At 64.0% G+C, this 20,367-nt stretch carries 18 protein-coding genes; 2 read left to right on the top strand and 16 right to left on the bottom strand.

What is annotated here, in order from left to right:
- Window positions 1-480: 480 nt before the first annotated feature.
- Window positions 481-696, bottom strand: a complete 216-nt coding sequence (locus tag KBZ14_RS09130; protein WP_255118011.1) for a hypothetical protein — start codon at window positions 694-696, stop codon at window positions 481-483.
- A gap of 965 nt (window positions 697-1,661) precedes the next feature.
- Between KBZ14_RS09130 and KBZ14_RS09125 the strand changes: the two genes are divergently transcribed.
- Window positions 1,662-2,123: a hypothetical protein gene (locus tag KBZ14_RS09125; RefSeq protein WP_255118010.1), complete on the top strand. Its 462-nt coding sequence runs from the start codon at window positions 1,662-1,664 to the stop codon at window positions 2,121-2,123.
- Window positions 2,120-3,145 carry an IS3 family transposase gene (locus KBZ14_RS09120; protein WP_255118009.1) on the top strand — a complete coding sequence of 342 codons (1,026 nt, stop codon included), beginning with the start codon at window positions 2,120-2,122 and terminating at the stop codon, window positions 3,143-3,145. Before KBZ14_RS09125 ends, KBZ14_RS09120 begins: the two co-directional genes overlap by 4 nt.
- 184 nt (window positions 3,146-3,329) lie before the next feature.
- Here KBZ14_RS09120 and KBZ14_RS09115 read toward each other — a convergent pair whose 3' ends face one another.
- The 15 genes from KBZ14_RS09115 to KBZ14_RS09045 form a co-directional block, all read right to left on the bottom strand.
- Window positions 3,330-4,388 carry a glycosyltransferase family 4 protein gene (locus tag KBZ14_RS09115; protein WP_255118008.1) on the bottom strand — a complete coding sequence of 353 codons (1,059 nt, stop codon included), beginning with the start codon at window positions 4,386-4,388 and terminating at the stop codon, window positions 3,330-3,332.
- Window positions 4,385-5,593, bottom strand: coding sequence for a glycosyltransferase family 4 protein (locus KBZ14_RS09110; protein WP_255118007.1), 1,209 nt, complete (start codon window positions 5,591-5,593; stop codon window positions 4,385-4,387). The genes KBZ14_RS09115 and KBZ14_RS09110 overlap by 4 nt, the downstream gene beginning before the upstream one ends.
- Complete coding sequence (locus KBZ14_RS09105; RefSeq protein WP_255118006.1) at window positions 5,590-6,459, bottom strand: glycosyltransferase family 2 protein; 870 nt, start codon at window positions 6,457-6,459, stop codon at window positions 5,590-5,592. The genes KBZ14_RS09110 and KBZ14_RS09105 overlap by 4 nt, the downstream gene beginning before the upstream one ends.
- Window positions 6,460-6,480: 21 nt before the next feature.
- Window positions 6,481-7,674, bottom strand: a complete 1,194-nt coding sequence (locus tag KBZ14_RS09100; protein WP_255118005.1) for a glycosyltransferase — start codon at window positions 7,672-7,674, stop codon at window positions 6,481-6,483.
- On the bottom strand, window positions 7,674-9,089 hold the full coding sequence (locus KBZ14_RS09095; protein ID WP_255118004.1) for a lipopolysaccharide biosynthesis protein: 1,416 nt from the start codon (window positions 9,087-9,089) through the stop codon (window positions 7,674-7,676). The genes KBZ14_RS09100 and KBZ14_RS09095 overlap by 1 nt, the downstream gene beginning before the upstream one ends.
- A gap of 1 nt (window position 9,090) precedes the next feature.
- Window positions 9,091-10,182, bottom strand: a complete 1,092-nt coding sequence (locus KBZ14_RS09090; protein WP_255118003.1) for a glycosyltransferase — start codon at window positions 10,180-10,182, stop codon at window positions 9,091-9,093.
- Window positions 10,183-10,229: 47 nt separating this feature from the next.
- Window positions 10,230-10,931 carry a class I SAM-dependent methyltransferase gene (locus tag KBZ14_RS09085; protein ID WP_255118002.1) on the bottom strand — a complete coding sequence of 234 codons (702 nt, stop codon included), beginning with the start codon at window positions 10,929-10,931 and terminating at the stop codon, window positions 10,230-10,232.
- 294 nt (window positions 10,932-11,225) lie between these two features.
- A complete protein-coding gene (locus tag KBZ14_RS09080) occupies window positions 11,226-11,906 on the bottom strand; it encodes a methyltransferase domain-containing protein (RefSeq protein WP_255118001.1) in 681 nt (226 codons plus the stop codon).
- A complete protein-coding gene (locus tag KBZ14_RS09075) occupies window positions 11,903-12,832 on the bottom strand; it encodes a hypothetical protein (protein ID WP_255118000.1) in 930 nt (309 codons plus the stop codon). The genes KBZ14_RS09080 and KBZ14_RS09075 overlap by 4 nt, the downstream gene beginning before the upstream one ends.
- Before the next feature lie 601 nt (window positions 12,833-13,433).
- Window positions 13,434-14,429 carry a glycosyltransferase family 2 protein gene (locus KBZ14_RS09070; protein WP_255117999.1) on the bottom strand — a complete coding sequence of 332 codons (996 nt, stop codon included), beginning with the start codon at window positions 14,427-14,429 and terminating at the stop codon, window positions 13,434-13,436.
- A complete protein-coding gene (locus tag KBZ14_RS09065) occupies window positions 14,426-15,631 on the bottom strand; it encodes a glycosyltransferase family 4 protein (protein WP_255117998.1) in 1,206 nt (401 codons plus the stop codon). The genes KBZ14_RS09070 and KBZ14_RS09065 overlap by 4 nt, the downstream gene beginning before the upstream one ends.
- Window positions 15,628-16,677: a CgeB family protein gene (locus KBZ14_RS09060; protein WP_255117997.1), complete on the bottom strand. Its 1,050-nt coding sequence runs from the start codon at window positions 16,675-16,677 to the stop codon at window positions 15,628-15,630. Before KBZ14_RS09060 ends, KBZ14_RS09065 begins: the two co-directional genes overlap by 4 nt.
- A complete protein-coding gene (locus KBZ14_RS09055) occupies window positions 16,674-17,657 on the bottom strand; it encodes a glycosyltransferase family 2 protein (RefSeq protein WP_255117996.1) in 984 nt (327 codons plus the stop codon). The genes KBZ14_RS09060 and KBZ14_RS09055 overlap by 4 nt, the downstream gene beginning before the upstream one ends.
- Complete coding sequence (locus KBZ14_RS09050) at window positions 17,618-19,390, bottom strand: hypothetical protein (protein WP_255117995.1); 1,773 nt, start codon at window positions 19,388-19,390, stop codon at window positions 17,618-17,620. The genes KBZ14_RS09055 and KBZ14_RS09050 overlap by 40 nt, the downstream gene beginning before the upstream one ends.
- Window positions 19,387-20,340, bottom strand: a complete 954-nt coding sequence (locus KBZ14_RS09045) for a hypothetical protein (protein ID WP_255117994.1) — start codon at window positions 20,338-20,340, stop codon at window positions 19,387-19,389. The genes KBZ14_RS09050 and KBZ14_RS09045 overlap by 4 nt, the downstream gene beginning before the upstream one ends.
- Window positions 20,341-20,367: the final 27 nt, after the last annotated feature.

Here is a 20,367-nt window from a genome sequence, read left to right as displayed (position 1 = left end):
GCTTTTTGGCCGTCGTCAGCTCGTAGTCCGAGAAGCCGAGCTGCTTGCCACCCATCAATCCAGTCCTGGCCTGTGATCACAGCACCATTGTCCCGTGGATCGCTGGGGTTTTCCAGAGCTTCCTTAGCGGAGCTTGAGTAGAAGGATGTATGCAATTCCTGGTGAAAGATGCCAAAGAGGCGGGTGCCAAGTACTTGCAATTATAGGAGTTGCCGGATTCTCGTAGGCCGCGTTGATCAAGTTCCCGTAGAATTTAAAGCCTGGCTGTATTGAGGCTAGGAGTTCTTGCCGTAGCTCGGGATTGCGCTGCAGGAGTTTTTTGTTATATTCATAGGATTCTTGGCAGGACTTGACCGCTGAAAGACGGTTCCAGCTTTGAATGCTTTCGTCCTTCATGCGCTTATGAAGGACGATTGGCGACGGGTGGTTTCCTTGGGGATTGTGTATTGGGGCGCTCTGTGTGTTTTTAAAGGCTCTTGCTCAGTCATCCTGCAGATTCGTGTCGACCTCCTTGTTGCTAGGCAGAGCTGCCGTTACGGATTGGCCCAGTGCGCAGCCACTCCAAGATGTCGGAGCCGTGATGCTAAAGATGAGATAATTCTTGATAGACCAGCCGATGGGAGTGGTCAGCACGATGAGCGCAGCTGAAATGATCTTCTTGCTGATCTTGCGGTAGTTACTGAATAGATCGATCAAAAAATAAAGGATAAGAGGGAGCGTTGTGATATAGCTGAATAGATTGTGTGATAACGCCAGGGCGCTGATGGATGCGGCAGTGAGTCCCCGCCGTGCAGCTGGCTTTTTTCGCAGAAAAGCGTGCTGATGATAAACCCATAGAGTGCTGCAGATGTGAGGGCGCTATAGGGAAATAGAAAGTGCATCAGCGTGCTCGGAAGCAGGGCGACCATTAAGGCGCTGATGGCTCCCAAGTGCTTCCCGAAAAAGGGGCACGCTGTTTTGATTAAGGCGTAATGATAAATGTATGGCGTGATGAGTTGTTTGCAAATAATGCCGAGCCAGTAGGCCTCCTGTTTCCAGAAGTCATTGACATAAGGCGGGCTTGCTGATGTGAATCTAGGGATAATTGCGAATGCTGTGTTCTCGAGGGGTAGTTAGCTGTGCGGATAAGCGATCGAGCCAATGGGGACCTCCCTTAGGGCATTAACAGGCAGTAACTGCATGTAGCAGTAAGGAATGTGCCCGATAGCCGTTGTGCCGCCGATTGATAGGGCAATGATTGCCGTCGTTAAGGTTGCTGCGAGGGCGATATTCCTTGGTTTGTTTAGAAAAGTCCGCAGTTTCTCGGATAGAGACTTTTAAGGCTGTTTGTGTGGTTCGGTCCTTGATTCTATTGGTCCTTTCGGTGCTGTCCGCCTAGGAGCGTGTCGCGCATAGGCCGGAGCTCGATCTCTCCACAGATGCCGACTGATTTGCCCAGATCCCAGTGATGGCAACGGTTTTGGGCAGGAGAATGGGGCATGGTCAAGCCCAAGTCCTTCCGTCCCTGGAACTTGGAGCAGACGCTAATGCTGCCGCCCTCACCCCCCTCTGCCAGGAAAGTTGACGCCTCTCCATTCCGGTCACTTTTCCACCAGGGGGCTTGATGGAGCAGAGCAATGCGTCGCTACACCGAGGCCGTCAAAGCTGATGTGAGAAGGCGGATGAGTCCGCCGCACCGCCAGAGCGTGGCCCAGATCTCAGTCGAGCTGGGCATTCACGTGGTCACCCTCTACAACTGGAGGAAGACCTGGCGGTTGCAGGGAGAGGTGGTGCCGGCATCCGAGAAGGATCCTGAGGGCTGGGGTGCCACCGACAAGTTCACGGTGGTGTTGGAAACCGCTGGGCTGAACGTCACCGAGCTAAGCGCCTACTGCCGCGAGCGGGGTCTGTACCCGGAACAAGTGGAACGCTGGCGGCAGGCATCCCAGGATGCCAATGAAAAGCCAGTGCTCACCTTGAAAGAGCAGAAGGAGCTTGAACGGCTCCGTGCCCAGGATCAGCGGGAAATCAAGCGGCTCAAGCAGGAGCTCAGGCGCAAGGAGAAAGCTCTGGCGGAGGCGGCAGCACTGCTGATCGCCTCAAAAAAGATTCAGGCCTTCTGGGGAGAGGACGGGGACGATTGACGTCGCCTGACGACCGCCAGAAGGCTCTGCAGATCCTCGACGAGGGCATCATCAACGGTGCCCGAGCTCGTGAGCTGGCTCTGCTTCTGGGCGTGGGCCTGTCGACGTTGCAGCGCTGGCGCCGTCAGTTTGCGGGTGATGGGGACGGTGTGGACCGTCGCAAGGGCAGCTTCCGCCACGTGGCCCATCGCCTCAGCGAAGAAGAGCGCCAGCGGATCCTGCTGACCTGCAACGAACCGGAATTCGCCGCACTGCCGCCGGGCCAGATCGTGCCTGTACTGGCAGATCGGGGCCTGTACATCGGCTCAGAGCGAAGCTTCTACCGGGTGCTCCACGCCCATGGCCAAGCCCATCGGCGTGGTCGAGCACGGCCACCCCAGGAGCCCAGGCCGGTTCCACGTCTGCGGGCCGCAGCACCGAATCAGGTTTGGAGTTGGGACATCACCTACCTGCCCACCACCGTGCGCGGGATCTGGCTCTACCTCTATCTGGTGATCGATGTCTGGAGCCGCAAAGTGGTGGCCTGGGATGTCGCCGAACGAGAAGACCCAGCCATTGCAGCCGATCTGGTGAGCAGGGCTTGCTTGAGAGAGCGGATCAGCAAGAGACGCCGCCAACCTCTGATCCTCCACGCGGATAACGGCAATGCCATGCGTGCGGCCACGCTGGAAAGCCGGCTGGAAGAGCTGGGCGTGCTCAGATCCTTTTCCAGGCCACGGGTGTCCAACGACAACCCCTACTCGGAATCGCTGTTCAGGACGGCCAAATACCGTCCTGAGTACCCGAGCCGGCCATTCACGAGCGTGGAGACTGCCTGCCAATGGGTGGCGGCGTTTGTGGATTGGTACAACCACCGGCACCGCCACAGCGGCATCAAGTTCGTGACGCCCCATCAGCGCCACAACGGTGATGCTGTGGAGATCTGCCGTCACCGGGCTGTCGTCTACGAACAGGCACGCCAGCGCAATCCACTGCGCTGGTCACGATCGATCCGCTGTTGGCGTCAGCCAGAAGTGGTTTGAATCAACCCACCGTCAACAGAAATTGAACCCACATCAGCTACGTTGACGATGGCTGCTTGAACGGCAGCAGGGGCGTCATCTTTCCTGGCAGTCACCGCGCTTGCTCATCGGTGGGAGCCCCTTTCAGGGGCGGTGCCCCGCCTCAGAGGTTAACGATGGGGCCTGTCCAGAAAACCAGTCCACCTCAGAGGCTCCGCAGCAGCTGCTTCTGGAACATGGCGCCGCTGAAGCGCGTTTGGGCGCGCTCCCGGGCAATGGCTCCTGCACGGGCCAGCTGCTCAGGATTGCCAGCCAGTTCCAGCAGCAGTTCCGCCAGTTCGTTGGCGCTGGGGTGGATCAGCCAGCCGTTGAGCCCGTGCTCGATCAGATCGGCCTGGCCGCCCTCCCTGCAGGCGATCGAAGCGCGGCCGGCTTGGGCAGCCTCCAGATACACAATCCCGAACCCTTCGCCGCAGGCGCGGCCGTTGGGCTGGATGGCATAGGCGCTCGGCATCAGCAGCAGGCTGCAGTGGCGCAGCTCCTCGCGCAGGGCTGCATCAGGCAGAGCGCCGAGAAACTGCACCCAGGGGGACAGCCCCAGTTCTGCGCACGCGCCCTCCAGTGCGGAGCGATCGTTGCCATCGCCCACCACGCGCCATTGCAAGCCTGCCGGCAGCGCATCCCGCTCAAGGAGCTGGCGCAGGGCGGCCAGCACCAGGCGATGGCCCTTGTAGCGCTCAGCGGCATCCAGCCGCGCAATGGTGAGCAGCCGCAGCTCCGCCGGCAGGGGCGACGGTGCTGCGCTGCCATCGATCAGATCAGCCATCGGATGCACCACGGCCACCGGTGGCCAGGCGCCTGGTTGCTCCAGCAGCTGCTCACGGGTGAAGTGGCTGCTGGCGATCAATCCCTGGCAGCCGAGCAGATCCCCTTGCACGCCATGCAGGGCAGCGCCCCACACCTCAATGCCGTGCAGCCAGCAGCGCAGGGCCTGGCCGCGGCGGCGCAGCGGCCGCAGCCAATGGATTGGCCGCAGGAGCAGGGCGTGCATGCTCAGCACCAGCTCAGCCCGGGGCAGCCACCAGGCCAGCCGCAGCAGGAACCACAGTCGGCCCAGCTGCCGGCCCACGCCCCAGGGCCCGATCCGCTGTGGACACAGCAGCCGCACGGCGATGTTCCGTTGCTGCAGGCAGGCCTGCACTTGCAGGCTCAGGCGCTCGATGCCCCCCCTGCGGCGCACGTCGTAGCTGAGTAGCAGGATCATCCGGCCCGCTCCAGCAGCTGCTGCAGCACGGCTTCGTAGCGCGCCAGGGAACGCTCCAGGCCGAAACGCTCCTGGTAGAGCCTCAGGCTGCGTTCGCCCATCTCCCGCACCTGATCTGGGTGCCGGCTCAGGGCCTGTAGCCGCTCCGCCAGTTCGGCCGCTTCACCGGGTTCCACCACCAGCCCGCAGCCTTCCCGCAGCACCAGCTGGGCCAGATCGCAGCTGTGCCGCGCGATCAGCAGCACCCCCCGGCCGCTGGCCAGAATTCCGTAGAACTTGCAGGGAGCCACCGTGTCTTCCGCGCCGGGGATCAGGCCGATGGCTGCCAGATCGCAGGCGGCCTGGCTCTCCGGCAGCCGCCGGCGGGGCTGGTAGGGCAACTGCAGCACGTTGGTCAGCGCGAAACCGCGGTGGTAGGCCTCGATCTGGCCCTGTTTGGCACCGCCGCCGATGAACACGAACTGGATTGGCTCCTGGCGCAACAAGCGCGCCGCCTCCAGAAGGGTGAGCAGATCGTGCAGGCGCCCGAAGTTGCCGGAATACTGCACGCTGAAGCGCTCGGCGTAGCCGTGTTCCCGGGCGAAGCGGCTGTGCTCCCGCCGACTGCCGTTGCCGCGTTCCACCGCCCAGTTGTGAATCACCGTCAGCGGCAGCTGGCGGCCCAGATCGCGCCGAAGGCGCGCTTCCATCGCCTGGCTGAGCACCACGGTTTGGCTGGAGCGGCCGCACACCGCGGCCATCAGGCCACGCCACAGCACTGCCAGGGGCCCTGCCGCCGGCAGCACGCCGCTGAGCACGGCCGAACGGGGAAACAGATCCTGGAACACGAACACGTAGGGCAGCCCTCGGCCGAGGCGGATCAGCGGCCCCAGCAGGCCGATGAACGGCGGGTTGGACACGATCAACACCCCATCCCCTGGCCGCCCCCAGCGCAGGCACCACAGCAGCGATCCCAGCAGAAAGCGCACACCCTGCAGGGCTTTGCTCAGCACCCCCACAGCGGCGGCATCGCCGCGGGCTGGGCCATTGAGCCGCACCACCGGGAACTCCAGCGGAGCTCCGGGCGTGGCTGTGAGCACCGTGAGCCGCCAGCCGCGCTGATGCAGACCCCGGGCAAGGTCGCTCATCAGCTGGGCTGTGGCGCCGGTGCTGGGTGCAAAGTGTTCGCTGATCAGCAGCAGCCGGGGCGCAGAGGGGGGCTTCACAACGGCAACCCCTGGCGTTGCCGCCGCCGCTCGATCACCTTCACCGCCGTGATGAGGTCGTAGCCGGCCATCAGCAGTGCGAACAGCAGGCCCTGCCAGCCCTCCAGAAAGCCTCCCTGCAGTGCGTATTTCTGGCCGAAGCGCAGGGCGGGCCTCAGCGGCCAGAGGCGAGCCGTGAGCTGGCGCAGCCGCAACCAGCGGCGGGTTCCCAGGTTGTGGCGATCGCCGTTCGCCAGATAGCTGGTGATCCGTTCGGCCTCCCAGTCGGCATAGCGGCGGTGGCGCTCGAGCCAGTCGTCGATGCCCTTGCTGAAGGCGTAGTGCTCGTAGGGCTCAGGAATCCGCTCCACCCGCCCACCGGCGCTGAAGCTTTCCCACACCCCCCCCTCGAAGCGCAGCAGGCCGCGGCGCAGCAGGCGCGGATGCCAATTCGGGTAGCCCTGGGTGCGTTTCAGCCAGCGCCCCAGAAACCAGTAGCGCGGCGTGAGTTCGTAGCCCTCCGCCGCGTTCGGCGCGGCGATGCAGCGCTGGATGGCGGCTCGACAGGCGGGGCCCACCTCCTCGTCGGCATCGACGAACAGCACCCAGGTGCTCTGCAGGCCGGCGTGCTCCAGGGCCCAGTTGCGCTGGTCGCTGATCAGAAACCGCCCCGGTTGGCGATGCTCGAGCACCCGCGCCCCGAGGCTGGCGGCACATCGCTGGCTGCCATCGCTGCTGCCGGAATCCAGCACCAGCAGTTCGTCACACCAGCCCATGGATGCTAGGCAGCGGGGCAGGTTGACGGCTTCGTTCAGGCACAGTACCACGCCCGCCACGGTCTGCGGCGGCGGCTCCGCTGGAGTTGGGTTGGAGGCGGGCCTGGCCATGGGGCGGGGAGCGTCTGCGGATTAGGGCAGGGGCGGAGTGTGCGAGCGAGTCTGCAGGATCTGCTGGTAGATCTCGATCGCCTGGCGGGCCACCGCCCTCTGGCCGTAGCGGTGGGCGGCCCACTGCGCCAGCGGTGCTCCTGCCCGCTGCGGCGCGGCCAGCCAGGGCCCCAGCCAGGCCTGCCAGGCCCCCAGCAAGCGTGGCAACACCGCGCCATAGCCACGGGGTGCGCTGGCCAGCAGATCGTCCGCCACGCCGGTGCGGTTGCTGATGGCCACGGCGCAGCCGCAGGCCAGGGCTTCCACCACCACATTGCCGAAGTTCTCATGGCGGCTGGGCAGCAGTAGCAGGTCGGCCGCGTTGTAGACGCCCGCCAGCTCGTGGGCCGGCATGGTGGGCTCCACCAGCACCCGATCGGCCAGCCCCAGATGGCCCAGGCGGCGCTGCAGGGCGGCGCCGCTGCCGTCGTCGTCGCCGCCCACCAGCAGCAGTCGCCAGGCGAGTTGGCGTGCATCGGCCAGCAGAGGGGGCAGCAGATCCAGGCCCTTCTTGTGGTGCTGCCGGCCGCACACCAGCAGCAGCGGTGTGTTGGCCGCCAGCTGCAGCCGCTGCCGCCAGCGCTGGCGCAGCTCCGGATCGGGCCGTAGGCCATCGAGATCTAGGGGATTCGCCAGCAGGTGCCGCGGCGTCCGAATCCCCAGCCAGCCCAGCTCCCGGGCCTCCTGGGAGCTTGTGAGATGCAGGCCCGCTGCGCGCTGCAGCAGCGGGCGCTCCTGGATCAGGAAATATGGTAGCTTCTTCCACCAGCCGCGACTAAGGCTGTACGGGCCGAGCGCGCCCCGCAGACTGTGCAGCACGGGGATCCCCTGGGCCAGGGCCGCCCGCTGCAGGGGCGAGCCCAGGGGCTGCCAGATCGCGCTGAGATGCAGCAGTTGGGAACCGGCCAGGGCGGCTGGCAACGACTGCTGGAGGGCGCGGGAGCGGATGGGGCCGCCGGGCCGGTCCACGGGGTAGCGGATCACCTTCACCCCGCGCCAGTGGCGGGGCTGCCCGAGGTCGTCCTGCGGCCAGTCCGGCAGGCCGGCATTGGTGGTGAGCACCTGAACATCCACGCCTTCCGCCACCAGGGCCTCGCACAACCGGCTCACACTCAGCACCGGGCCGCCGAACTGCCAGGCCGGCGCATACACGGGCATGGCGTGGGTGATGTGCATCAGGGCCTGGGCTGGAATGCAGCCAGCAGCTGGCGATTGCTCAACACGATCACCACAACAGTTGCCAGCAACAGGCCGATCTGAAAGGGTCCTTGCTCGTGGTGGAAGCAGGTGGTCACAAGGAGCAACGATAGGCAGAGCTGAGGCAGGAATCCTTTGTGCTCGGGAACGAGGCGCTGCCGCAGCGCAGCCGGTAAACACAGCACCGTGATCAGCGGGCTAATCAGATTGATAATGGCATAAGCCATCAGGCCGCCCGTTGGCTGAAATGCCTGGATGGCAATGAAGGCCGCCAGAGCCAAACTGCCGATCTGCAGCAACGAAAGCTGGGTCAAAGCTGTGGTGGAGAGCGGGCGTTGCATGGGGATCTGGCTTAAACCCTGAACGGCGGCTGCAGCAACCAGAATTCGCGCAATTCTGATGGCACCATCCGCCCCTTGGCCGAACACCAGCGGCAGGATGGTGGTGTCGCTCAGGGCATACAGGCAGTAGATCAGCAGCGAGAGGCTCCAGCAGGCCTGGAAGGCCCGCTGATGCATTAGGTGGCCAGCGGCCTGTTCTTGGTGGCTCGATTGCACCAGCAGCACTGGCATCAGCGAGGCGCTGAGGATGCCGATCACCTGCGCACAGATCTGCGCAATGCGCAGTCCATCAAGTTGGTGGATGCCGGCGGTGTTCACTACCTTCATCAGCAATGGCCACAGGATCAGATTTGTCACCAGGGGAACGCTGAAGAATGGCAGACCCTTCTTCAGAAGCTGGAGCAGCAGCGACCACGACCACACACTGCCGAGGGCCGGCAGACCCATGGTGGGCTGTTGGCGTTGCAGCAGTGTCAGCGCGATCCAGCAGTTCACCAGGCTGAGCAGGGCAAGCCCGCCCACCACCCCTGCAGCACCCAGCCACAGCGCACCGGCCAGGGGCAGCAGGCCTTTCCCCAGTGCCAGCCACACATCCCGCAGGAACACCACCTGAAATCGGCCACGCGCTAGGTGAATGCTCCAGACGGTTTCGGACAACGAATCGCTCAGCAGATAGGTGAGCGTTAGCCCGGAGAACAGCAAGGCCTGGCTCTGGAACGCCTCTGGCATGCCCTTGGCGTAAGCCAGTTGACAGAGGGCAACGGCGGCCACCAAAACAGAGCTCGTCAGGCCGAAGAGGCTGTAAGTGGTGGTGAGGCGCAGGCGTGCCGTGCTGTTCTTCTGTTGAGGAAGCAGAACGGCATAGGAATAGTTGGTGCCAACACGGCCCAGGCTGCATACCAGCTGGGCGGCAGCGATCAACAACGTGAAGTAGCCCAGGCAGTCCGCCGGGGCGAGCCGCACAAACGCAACCGAGAGGCCGAGGTTGATGGCCTTCGTAGAGAGCTGTGTGCCGAACGACAGGGCCGCTGCATGCCTGGTGGACCCTGTCACCTCATTCCTCCATCGGGAAGCCACTCACGGGATCGAACTTGATCTGTGTTGGGTCCACGGGTTGTTGGTGGCGCCGGCTCAGCCGCGCGCGTAGCGAGCGCTGCAGGCGGCGCTTGAAGATCAGCGTTTTGTCGATCCTGCCGAAGTGGGGCGGTTCGCTGGGGCATCCACCTGAAGCGAAGACCGTCTGGAATGTCGGTGCCACGGCCTCAGCGCGAAATGGTTGGCAGCGGATCTGGAGGTTAGTGCCGCTCCAGGCTGCGGGGTCCAGCGTCAGGAGTTTCCTGCAGAGCTCGCCGGCCGTGGAGTACTGCAGCGAGGGTGGGCAGAAGTGCTCAAGATGATGCCTCTCTGGCGCATGCCGCCAGGCCAGCACCGGTTTGCCGGCGGCTGTGAATTCGGCGCAGGCCAGCCCGAACGTTTCGCCTTGGGTTCGGCCGTGCAGCATCGCATCACAGGCCTGGATGAACGTTGCCTTCGCTAGTCGATCGTCGGTTCCAGCAAGAAAAAGGGCGCGTTCGTGCTGGATAAAGGGTTGGTGATTGAGCGCTGCAAAGAACAGTCGGTTGCTGCGCTGCAGGGCTTCCTGCAGTCCGAATCTGGCGATGGCAAGATCAAATGTATGGCTTCCGCCCATGCTGCCGATCAGGATGGCATCGGCAGGGATGCCATGCAGCTGGCGCCAGGCTGGTCCATCTTCCTGGCTGAGCGTGTGATCCACAATGTGAGGCACTGCAGGAATCTTCCCGTTAAAGGCTTCCTTCGCGAGCCAGTCAGACACGCAGGCATAGCGATTGCCGTGAATGTCGCTGATTCGGCTGGGGAACACGGCGTGCACCCACAGCGGAATGGCGAGCTGTGCAAACCGTGATTCGGCTTGGCCGGCTGTGAGCACGTAGAGCGCATCGAGCCCGGCTTCAGCGATCACTCCTGGAAGCTCTGAGGGGTGTGTGTAGCGGAGGATATTGAGCCGTTCTGCGTAGCCTGCTGCTGGACGATCGACGATCCATGGGGTCTGCCCGTCGCACTTGATCAGCACGCTGTCTTGGTCGAGCTGGTCCTGCCAGAGGCGCGCATAGGCCAGGGTCGCCACGGTGACCCCCCTCAGGGAAAAGGAATCGCAGTGGAACCCAACCTTCATCAGCAGCGTTGTGCCAGCAGGTGCGTTTCAAACCCGAACAGGTTGGGCCTGCGTTGCGTGGCTTGATGGTCGAGCCATTGGCATACGGACCTTGGAAGCCAGCTTCGCAGAGGGCCGAGAATGCCGCCCCCTACAGGCCAGTATTCGATCAGCTTCAGCCCGTGACAGCCTTGCACCAGTTCAAGGGCGGTCCAGTAGGTGAAGAAGCGGAGGTGGCTGCGATCCAGTACGCCATCATCCTGATAGCGAAACCGCCCGCGTGCAATCTGCAGACGCGTTCGCCAGTGGCAGACGTTGGGCAGTGCGATCAGCACCAATCCATGGGGTGCCAAGAGCATGCTGATGCTTGCCAAGGCCTGATCAGGCTCCTGTAGATGTTCGAGGACGTGTGAGAGTAGAATCAGGTCGAACTGTCCTTCGCCTAAGCCAATCTGCTGCCAGTCGTACAGAGTGCGAAACTGGTTCAGGTCAGCTGTAATTGTATGAGCAGCCACATGCTCCAGTGCCTTCGCTTCTCTACTTGAGCAAGTGATGGCAACGGTGTGAGCATCAGGGTGTAGCTGTTTTATCGCTTCAAGATTGCTGCCTGTTCCAGCCCCGGCATCCAGTAGCCGGCGCACGCTAAGGCGCTTAGAGCGGTTGATCAAATCGTGATTGGGCGGAGATGCGTAGACATCACTCCGGTTCAGCGGCAGGTTCATCGTGGAGGTCATATGGCTTTGGACGCCTGTGTGCGGTGCGTTGCCGGTGGCTTCTTGTATGCGGGCAATAACGTAGATATATATTCCAGGCGTAAAGGTGTCAACACAATGCTAGAAGTGGAAGGTGCAAATGATGTCTGCGGTTGTGTTAAATACTGTTGTGAGTTGCAGCTTTTTTCCTGCTTTGTGATATGAGGCTTGGTGAATTTCATTGAAAAATAAATCTCCTTGAATCTCATGGCCTGAGCGTCAAAAGTTAGCGTTTATGTACCGGTGCGTGCTTTCGCATTGCGCCTAGGCTTCGCGGCTGAATACAAAGATGCTCCCCATGCTCCAAACTTGAGGGCTGCTGATTTGCCTTGTAATCCACAGCAAAGGCTGCATCGCTTTGTTCTTTGCAATAAGCGGCCTAACCCATTCCTCGGAAAGCCTAAATCCATGATCAATGGCAATCCGATTAAGGATGTGACGAGCTTTGCTAATATTGATGATGAACTGGTGCTTAAATCCCTCTGGCAAGTTGATTAAGTCCAGTGAATGCGCGGGATGTTCTTTGCCCGCGAGAAGTCTTAACCTGTCAAGAAGAAACAATTCGTTTGGCAGGCTCACGATCAAAAAATTATTTGCGAGGGGAATTGCTAGTTTGAAGAGCTCGCTAAATGTGCGTGTGTGTTCGAGTACGTCCAGCATGAGGACTGCATCTGCCGGCTCACTGTTGCTCAGCAAGCTCTCAAGCTCTTCGGGTGCGCTGTAAATGATCCGGGTGTCGTCTTGATTTTGCTTGTAGATCGTGGCATTGCTCAAGTCAATGCCGCGGTAGCGACACCTCTCGGGAAGGAGTGTCCCCACCACTCCATCCCCGCAGCCAATATCGATAACCGATTCAATTTGTGTTAATCGGCCAATAATGTGCTGGGTCGCTAATGCCGCCAGGCGTGCGTCCGAGCGATGAGGGAGTAGTTGTAGCGTCGTCATTTTCCTATTGATTGTTGGTTGTTGGTCAGTCTATTGGCGATGAGGCAGATTGTGGAGATTATGATGATGTATTTGGGCAGGTCCCACATCCAAAGCCAAGCTGTTTCGCCGATGCTGCCGAAAGGGTAAACGGTGAGGAACGTAGCAGGATAGGTCAAAAGCAAGATCTGCCACGCTGATTGCCAGCTCGCGTATCGGTACCACAACTCGCTGATGAGGCGGTAAAAAGCTGCTGCAACTGCAGATCCCAGTATCACAGCCAGCCAGCCACCTCTCCAGTAGAGATCTGCGCCAAAAGTTACGCAATCATGGGATGTGTAGGTTTTTGCCTCTGCTGCTTTCCTGCTGAGACCACTGGCTTCAGCAGCTATAAAATGAGCATCTCTAACAGGGAAAGCTTTTGGAATAAGTAACTCAGGAATCCAGGCTGTAAGAATGTTTTCCATGCGATGCCAGCCTGCGCGGGGGCGCGTTGAGGCTGGAGGCTGGAATAGAAGGGCGTCAATGCATCCATAAATCGATCTTCCCAGTGGATGCAACTGATGGGATGTATTTGAGCCAAGCGGATTGAGAGATGCGGTGGCTTGTTGTAAGGCTTCTAGTCTGCCAGTAATGTTAGATCGATGCTGGTTGGTGCTAACAAGCTGTAATTTATAGGCCTGAATTAATGGAAGCATGATAAGGCAGCACGCTACTGTTGTAAGCAGTGCCGCCCTAAGCCTTTTAGGAGAGATCGGGGTTAGCCAAAGTCCCATGCAGGAGTAGACAAAAGGCCACAACAGTAGGCCTCGGCCGCCGAGTGGAAGGGCCATGACTACATAGCTTGCAAAGACCCCGATTAACAAGGCTCTTTGCCAGTGCTTTCTGGCATTGTAGATTGCCAGTGGAGCCAAAAAAAAGTAAACATCTCTGAATCGGGCGAACATTGTGAGCAGGCTGTCAGGGCGCCAGCGTTGCGAAACCCAGTAGAGGTAGCTGCTTGGGCTTCTGTCCAATGTTCCGCTGATCAAGCCAATCGCTATTGATCCCAATGCCACTGCGCTGCAAGCTATTGTAATGCTAATCACCGAGTCCGAGTTGGGCGGCTCTTCAGTGCGAGTTCTTGGTGAAGATATTGGCGGATTCAGTGCAAATGCCAGGATGCATGATCCGCAAAAAAGGATCCATAGCAATTGAGCCTCTGGGAGGTGTGCCCACATCCCTACGGCAAAGGGTGATGCTGAATCCGGGGTACTGATCGCGATGATTCCGCCGCCTATCCCACAGTGAATCCAGGAGCCTAGGCATACTATTGTGAGTGGAGGAAGCGGACTAACGCGGAGCCATGGCTGTTCGAGTCGAACAGCCGTTAGGAGGAGGTAGGTGCTGAGTGCTGCTAAGAGAATGCCTAGAGGTTGGCTGGCTATCGCTAGAAGCGGTAGGCATGCCAGCAGGAGGATAAGCAGCCCGTAAATGGGATGCAGCAGAACCGATGCAGGTCCCAGGAGCTGGCGAAGGCGGTTGTCGCTGACTGTGCTCTCAAGGTGCCTAAGCGCCGCCATGTTTCCCTCGATGCTCCAGCCATCCTTGCAGGCGTTGCGGGGCAGAGTGCAGCAGTGCCAGCGCACTGCACCGCAGCCCGGCGGCACGATGGATCGGCTGGAGCGCCTGCAGCAATGGCTCCAGGCCGTGGCGCGGCAGTATCTTGAGCTGATTCCACAGCTGGTGTTGCATCACCTTCGCGGCCCAGCGATGCCGTCGTGGCTCCTCGGCCAGCAGTGGGTGCTTCCGCAGGCTGGCCACCACCTCAGCCACTTCCTGCAGCTCATGGCCGCTGCGGCGATTGCTGTTGGAGAGTTGAGCCGCGTGGGTGCGCACCTTGGCGATCGGCTCGCGGTTCAGAAGCGCTGGGCCGCATTCGCAGGCCCGTAGCAGCCATTCCCAGTCGGCGGCATGGCGCCAGTCGGCCCGAAAGGGGCCTGCCTGTTGCCACAGCTGGCGGGAGAAGGCCATGCCGGTGAGGTTGCCGTTGAGGCTGCCCAGTTGCAGCAGGGCCGGCACGAAGCGCTCCGGTGGGATCAGGGCCGTGTTGCGGCTGAGCTGGTCGTGATGCCAGGCGCTGTCGGCAGGCCGCGGGCTGCCATCGGCGTTGATGGAGTGGAAGCTCGAAAGGATCAAGCCCGCCTCGGGCCATTGCTGCCATAACTCGCTCAGCCTGGTGAGAGCCGTCGGCAGCAGCAGATCGTCGCTGCAGAGCAGCAGCACCCATTCCGTTGTGGCCTCGTTGATCGCCTGGTTGAGGTTGGCGAACAGGCCTAGGTTCTGAGGACGCCTTCGCCACTCCACGCGCTCGCCCCCTTGCCGCTCCACCCACGCCTGCAGGAACTGCTGGGTGCTGGCATCGGAGCCATCGTCTGCGATCAGCAGCCGCCACGGACTGCCCTCCACCTCCTCCAGGGCCAGCACGCTGGCCAGTGCCGGCTCCAGCAGCTCCGAGCGCCCGTACACCGGCAGCACAATCGTGATCGCTTCCTGGTTGCTCATGCCGCGGCCTCCAGCAACTGCCGGTAGTGCAGCGCTGAACGCTCGGCGTAGGCCCCCCAGTCCAGTTCCGTTGCCGCCAGTTGCAGGGCGGCCTGGCGCTGGCGTTGCCATAGCCCGGGCTCCAGGGCCAGCTGGCGCAGGCACCAGGCCAGGGCCGCCGTGCTGTGCACCGGCACCAGGAACCCGGCTGTGAATTGCTGCACCCCCTCTGGCCCTGGCTGTGGCTCGCCGCACCCCAGGCGCAGCAGATCTTCGCCGCCGGTGTTGGTGGTGCAGATCAGCGGCAGCCCGCAGGCCAGAGCCTGCATCTGCACCATCGCCATGCCCTCTTCGATCGAGGCCATCACGAAGCAGTGGGCCCGGCCGTAGTGCTCCACCAGTTCCGCCTGGGGGCGGTGCCCCAGGCACGTCACGTTGGCGGGTTGTTGGGCCAGCAGCGGCGCCAGTTCCGGCGTCTCTCCGCCCACCAGGATCAGCTCGGCGTTGGTCAGAGCCGCGCTGGCAAAGCCGGCCAACAGATCTGGGATTCCCTTCCGCACTGACAGTGAACCGGCATAGATCGCCCGCAGGCCGCTCGCTTCGGGGGGCACTGGTGGCTGGCTGGGGGGCTGGAACTGGCCGAGATTCACCCCCAGGGCATTGCGGAACAATCGCTCGCGCGGGAAGCCCCGCGCCACAAAGCTGCGCTCCACGAACAGGCTGGGCACCGCTACAGCTGAGGCGAGCGTGTATTCCCGCAGCTCCATCGCCTCGATCTTCGGATGGGTGGGCGGCCAATGCAGCCCCAGGCGGGCATGCTCCTCGCGCAGCAGCAGGCTCTGCTCGAGGATGTGGGCGGAGGAGCGTTCCAGCACCGTGGGGAGGCCGCGCTCCCGGGCCCAGAGCAGCGAGGGCTCACTCCACTGCGACCAGCCATGGATCAGCTCACTCCCCTCCAGGTGGCGCACGGCCCGCCGGGCGAACCAGCGGTGCACCTGCCACTGGCAGCGCATCATCAGCGCCTCGCCCCCCAGCCTGTAGATGGCCTTCACCAGCCAGAACGTGAGTGGCAGGCTCACCACCTTCTGGGCGGGTATGCCCCAGCGCCGCACGAACCAGCGCGGGTAGTTGGTGATCAGCCGATGCAGATGCCCTTGCTCGTGCAGTTCACGGGCCAAATCGAAGGCGTGCCAGCGCCCGCCCACCACGATCGTGATCTTCATGGCTGTTTGGCTCCCTGGCTGGCGCTCCAATCCAGGATCGAGCGCAGGCGGGCGGCATAGGTGTGCTCGGGCCGGCGCAGGGCCTCGGCTCCCAGCTGGCGCAGCTGGTGCTGCAGGGCGAGATCCGCCAGCAGGGCCTGCACCCGCTCCCGCAGCTCTGATGGGCTGCGGAAGAAGCCCGCATCGGGGTAGTGGGGTAGCAGGGCCCGGTGTTCCGGCGTGTCTTGAACCAGGCCGCAGCCGCCGATGGCGCCGATCTCGTAGGAGCGGTCGGTGGAGAGGTCGCCATTGGCCTGCCGCAGCAGGCCCAGCACCACCCGCGCCGAGGCGATGGCCTGGTTGTAGGCCTCGCCGGTGATAGCCCCGCAGCGCTCCCAACCCGGCGTGGCGATGCCGCGCCAGCTGTTGCCGTGCAGGCGGCGGCTCACGCCGGGCAAAGAGCTGAGGGCCTCCAGCCAGGGCAGCCGTTCGCTGGCTCCCGTGCCGATGAACGCCACATCCACCCCGGCTTCAGCGGGCTTGGCTGGGGGGTGGTGCAGGCTGGGGTCGTACGCGAAGGGCAGCCAGCTGGTGCTGGGCGTTCCCGCCGCCTCCAGCCGCTGGCGTAGGGCCTGCTTGGTGCTGAAGATGTGGTCATAAAGGGGCAGGTTGCGCAGGAAGCAGCGTCGCCGGTGGATCGGATTCCACGGGTCGTCGGTGAGGTAGTTCACGATCCGCCCGCCCCCGGCCCGCACGGCGGCGAACACTGCCGGCGCTAGCGGCAGGATCCCTGTTACCAGCATCAGTTGCGGTTGGCTCTGCTCGATTCGCGCCAGCAGATCCCGCTGAAAGCCCCACCACTCCCAGCTGCGCCGGTCGGCCAGCCGATAGAACACCTTGCCCCGCTTGCGGTTCATGCTGGGCGAGAAGGCCGGCGCCGGTGAGCTGTAGGCCACCTGCAGCTGCCGCTGCGGATCCAGCCCCGCCGCCGCTGCCCCCCGCAGGAACTTGCTGCCTAGGGCCTCCGGGGTGCTGGTATCGGCGAGAAGCAGCAGCGGCAGGCTCATCGAGGCCCCTCCAGGGCCGGGCCCTGCTGCCAGCGTTCCCGCACCAGATACAGCGGCCGGCCCTTCACTTCCTCAAACACCCGGCCCAGGTATTCCCCCAGCACCCCCAGGCCGATCAGTTGCAGCCCCCCCAGGAACAGCACAGCCGTGATCAGGGAGGCGTAGCCCGGCAGATCGATTCCGAACAGTAGCGTGCGCAGCACCATCCAGGCGCCGTAGAGCAGTGCTAGCAGGGCGATCACCACGCCGCCACCGCTCAGCACCTGCAGCGGCACCCGGCTGAAGGAGGTGATGCCATCCAGGGCGAAGTTCCAAAGCTTCCAGTAGTTCCAGGTGCTGCGGCCGCCGTGCCTGGGCTCGCGGTTGTAAGTGATCGCCGTTTGCCGGAACCCCACCCAGGCGAACAGGCCCTTCATGAAGCGGCTGCGCTCCGGCAACTGCAGCAGAGCCTCCACCACGCAGCGATCCATCAGCCGGAAATCGCCGGTGTCCGGCGGAATGCTGGTGCTGCTGAGCCGGCCCATCAGTCGGTAGAAGCTGAAGGCGGTGAGGCGCTTGGTGCGGCTCTCCCCGGCCCTCTGGCGCCGCACGGCATACACCACATCAAAGCCCTGGCGCCATTGCTCCAGCATCGGGCCGATCAGCTCCGGGGGGTCCTGCAGATCGGCATCGAGGGGCACCACCACCTCGCCGCGGCTGGCCTCCAGGCCGGCAGTGAGAGCGGCTTCCTTGCCGAAATTGCGCGACAGGCTCAACACAGTGGCCCGCAACCCGGGCCTGCGCTCCAGTTCGCGCCGGGCCACGGCGAGGGAGCTGTCGGTGCTGCCGTCGTCCACCAGCACCAGTTCCCAGGCCAGCCCCAGCTCGCCCAGCTGCAGCTCCAGGCAGGAGATCAGTGGCGGCAGGTTGGCGGCCTCGTTGAGGAAAGGCACCACGGCGCTCAGCAGCGGGCTGTGGTGGCGCGCGGGTGAGGGCTGCATGGGGCCGCCTGGGGCTCCGCCATCCTCCCGTAGCTCAGGACCACCTCCCACTGGCCTGGTGGCAGGGGCACGCTGATCCAGCCCTCACGGTCGCGGCCGCCGGCCGGCAGTGGATCACGCCAGGGCTGGTTCGGCTGGCCGGCGCGGCGCCATTGCACCCGCCAGGCCGGATCCGCCCACTGCATCACCCGCAGTTGGCCTAGCTCCCGGGCCTCCACCAGCACCCGGCGCTCCCTGGGGCCGTGGCTGAGCAGGTGCACCCGGCCAGCCCCGCTGAATTGGGCCCAGTTGTTCTGCGGCCAGGCCGGCAGCCAGAAGGTTTGCAGGCGCTTGTTCCAGCTCGCTTCGGGGATGCCGGCGGGGCTGTAATCGGGCACGCCCGCTAGGGCGATGCGGCCATCGGGCAGGGCTACAAAGCGCTTGGCCAGTTCTCCCGTCGCCGGCAGGGCCGCCACGCCCTGGGGGCAGGGGCTGAGCGGGTCGCAGGCCAGCAGTTGGCGCAGGGCCTGGCGCTCGGCCGCACTGGGGGCATGGCCGAGCACGTTGGTGCGGAAGCGGTTGAGGCTGTCGAACCAGAGCCCGGCCGCCGCCAGGCTGGAGATCCCCAGGGCCAGCCGGCGGTGGGCCTGAAGCCGGCCCGGCCGACTGGAGAGGGCGCCGGGGGAGCACAGCCACAGCAGCGCTCCGCACCAGGCCGGCCCCAGCCAGCGCCAGGGGAACTGGATGCGCTGCAGTGGCGGAAGCCCCTGGTAGATCAGCTCTGCTGGCGGCAGCGTGAGCGCCAGGCTGATCAGGGCCACCGCCAGGCCCCAGCCCGCCAGCAGGGCCTGGCGATCCCGCAGCCCGTTCCAGCCCCAGCCCAGCCAGCCCAGCCAGCGCAGCAGCAGCAGCACTGCGATCGCGGCGGCCTGGATCCAGAGCAGATCGGAGAAGGTGGTGCTCTGCGCCGGCCCCGCGAAGAAGAATTCCTGGGGCAGCAGGCCCGCCGGAATCGGCGCCCGCACCCCGGGCAGCGCCCGCAGGGCCGGCAGCCAGAACGGTGCCGTGATCCCCAGGCCCAGGGCCGTGCTGATCCCCCAGCCCCGCAGGCCAGGGCCGCGCCAGAGCCACAGCGCCGCCAGGGCCCACACCAGGCCGGTGAGCAGTGCACCGTTCCAGTTGCTCAGGATCACGCCCGCCAGGGCCGCGGCGGCCACGGCGATGCCCCAGCGGCGGCCTCGGGCCAGCCCCAGCAACCCAAGGGCCAGCCACCACAGCCAGGCCTGGGCCAGGGCCTCAGGCCAGGCGCCCCGCACGTACACGTTCACCAGCAAATAGGGGTTGAGGCAAGCAACGGCCAGCAGCAGCCAGCGCCAGCCCCCCGGCCGCAGCCACATCCGCGCCAGCAGCGCCGCCCCGCCGGCATTCAGCAGCAGCACCGCCAGCAGCGCCCCGGCCAGGGCCTGATCGGCGGGCACCCCCGCCAGCAGCGGCAGCCCCACCAGCAGCCGGAACAACGGCGGATAGAGCAGTAGCGCATGGCTGCCCGCCCCCGCCCAGGGCAGATCAGTCCACAGCGGCCACAGCCAGCCCCCCTGCACCTGCCGGGCCCAGCCCACGGCCCAGCCCAGGTGCAGGAAGCCATCGGGGGTGTCGAGCGGCACCCCGGCCAGGCCCAGCGGCAGCCACACCAGCAGGGCCAGGCCGGCCGCTGCCAGCGGTAGGGCCATGCGGTTCACGGGGTTGGTGCTCACGGATGGCCTCCGTGACTCAGGCCATGGCGGGCCCGCACGTGCTCCACCAGGGCGGGGCGTCGGTCGTACTGGTGGATCACGGCCGGTACCCGACCCATCACCTGCACGGGCCCAGGCCCCTCCGGCACCTGGATTTCCTCCGCGGGAACACACCCCACCGTGGCGATCGGGCCATTCACGGCACTGAGCTGGAGTTGGAGAGCAGAGGAACCGCGCAGGATCCGGTTGTGGATCGCCTGATCCAGATTCGCCAGGCAGCTGGTGCCGTGGCGCTGCATCAGCTCCAGCGCTTCACGGCAGAACAGGTCGAGATAGAGCAGGGTTTGCTGCCGGGAACCGATCACCACCCCGGCACAGAGGGCAGGATGGCCGCACAGCTCCTGTTCGGCGTCGCGCCCGTAGGCGCGGCGGATCCAACGGCGATTGATCGCGCAGTGATCGAAGAGGTCGAACTCTTCTCCGGTGATCAGGCCCTCGCCGATGCCGGCGAATGGGTCGCCCTGCACCACCACATCGCGCACGTCGCAGAGCATCACGGGGCCGTGATCGCGCCAGCGCGGGTGTGTGAGCCGCTCCCGTGCCCAGAAGAAGCGCCGGATCAGAAAATGGGCCTGGGTTGTGCTCAGGCCGAATCGACGCGCCTCTTCGATGGCGATGCTGGGCTGCTGCAACAGCTTCTGCTGGCGCTGCCTGAGCCAGCGTTGGCTGCGTGACGCCAGCTTGCGGGGAAGCGCCAACCGGCCACGGATCACCCGGGGTGGCCGTTGCACCGCCTCCAGGGTGAGGCGGGGAAAGCTCTGCTGGAGCGGCTCCAGCGCGGCGAGATCGTTCTCAGCGGTGAGAACCAGCACGTCGGCTGTGGGCGCCGACTGGCGGAGCGAGTGCAGCAGCGGCCACAGATCGCCGGGGCCATAGGAGAAGGCCGTGGTGATCACCAGCGGACGGCTCACCGCAGCTCCGTTATCTGCTGCTGAGCG

The sequence above is a fragment of the Synechococcus sp. HJ21-Hayes genome (assembly GCF_024345835.1).
GTDB lineage: Bacteria > Cyanobacteriota > Cyanobacteriia > PCC-6307 > Cyanobiaceae > Vulcanococcus.
The sequence above is the reverse complement of the archived record's forward strand: the minus strand, read 5'-3'. Positions and strand labels throughout refer to the sequence as shown.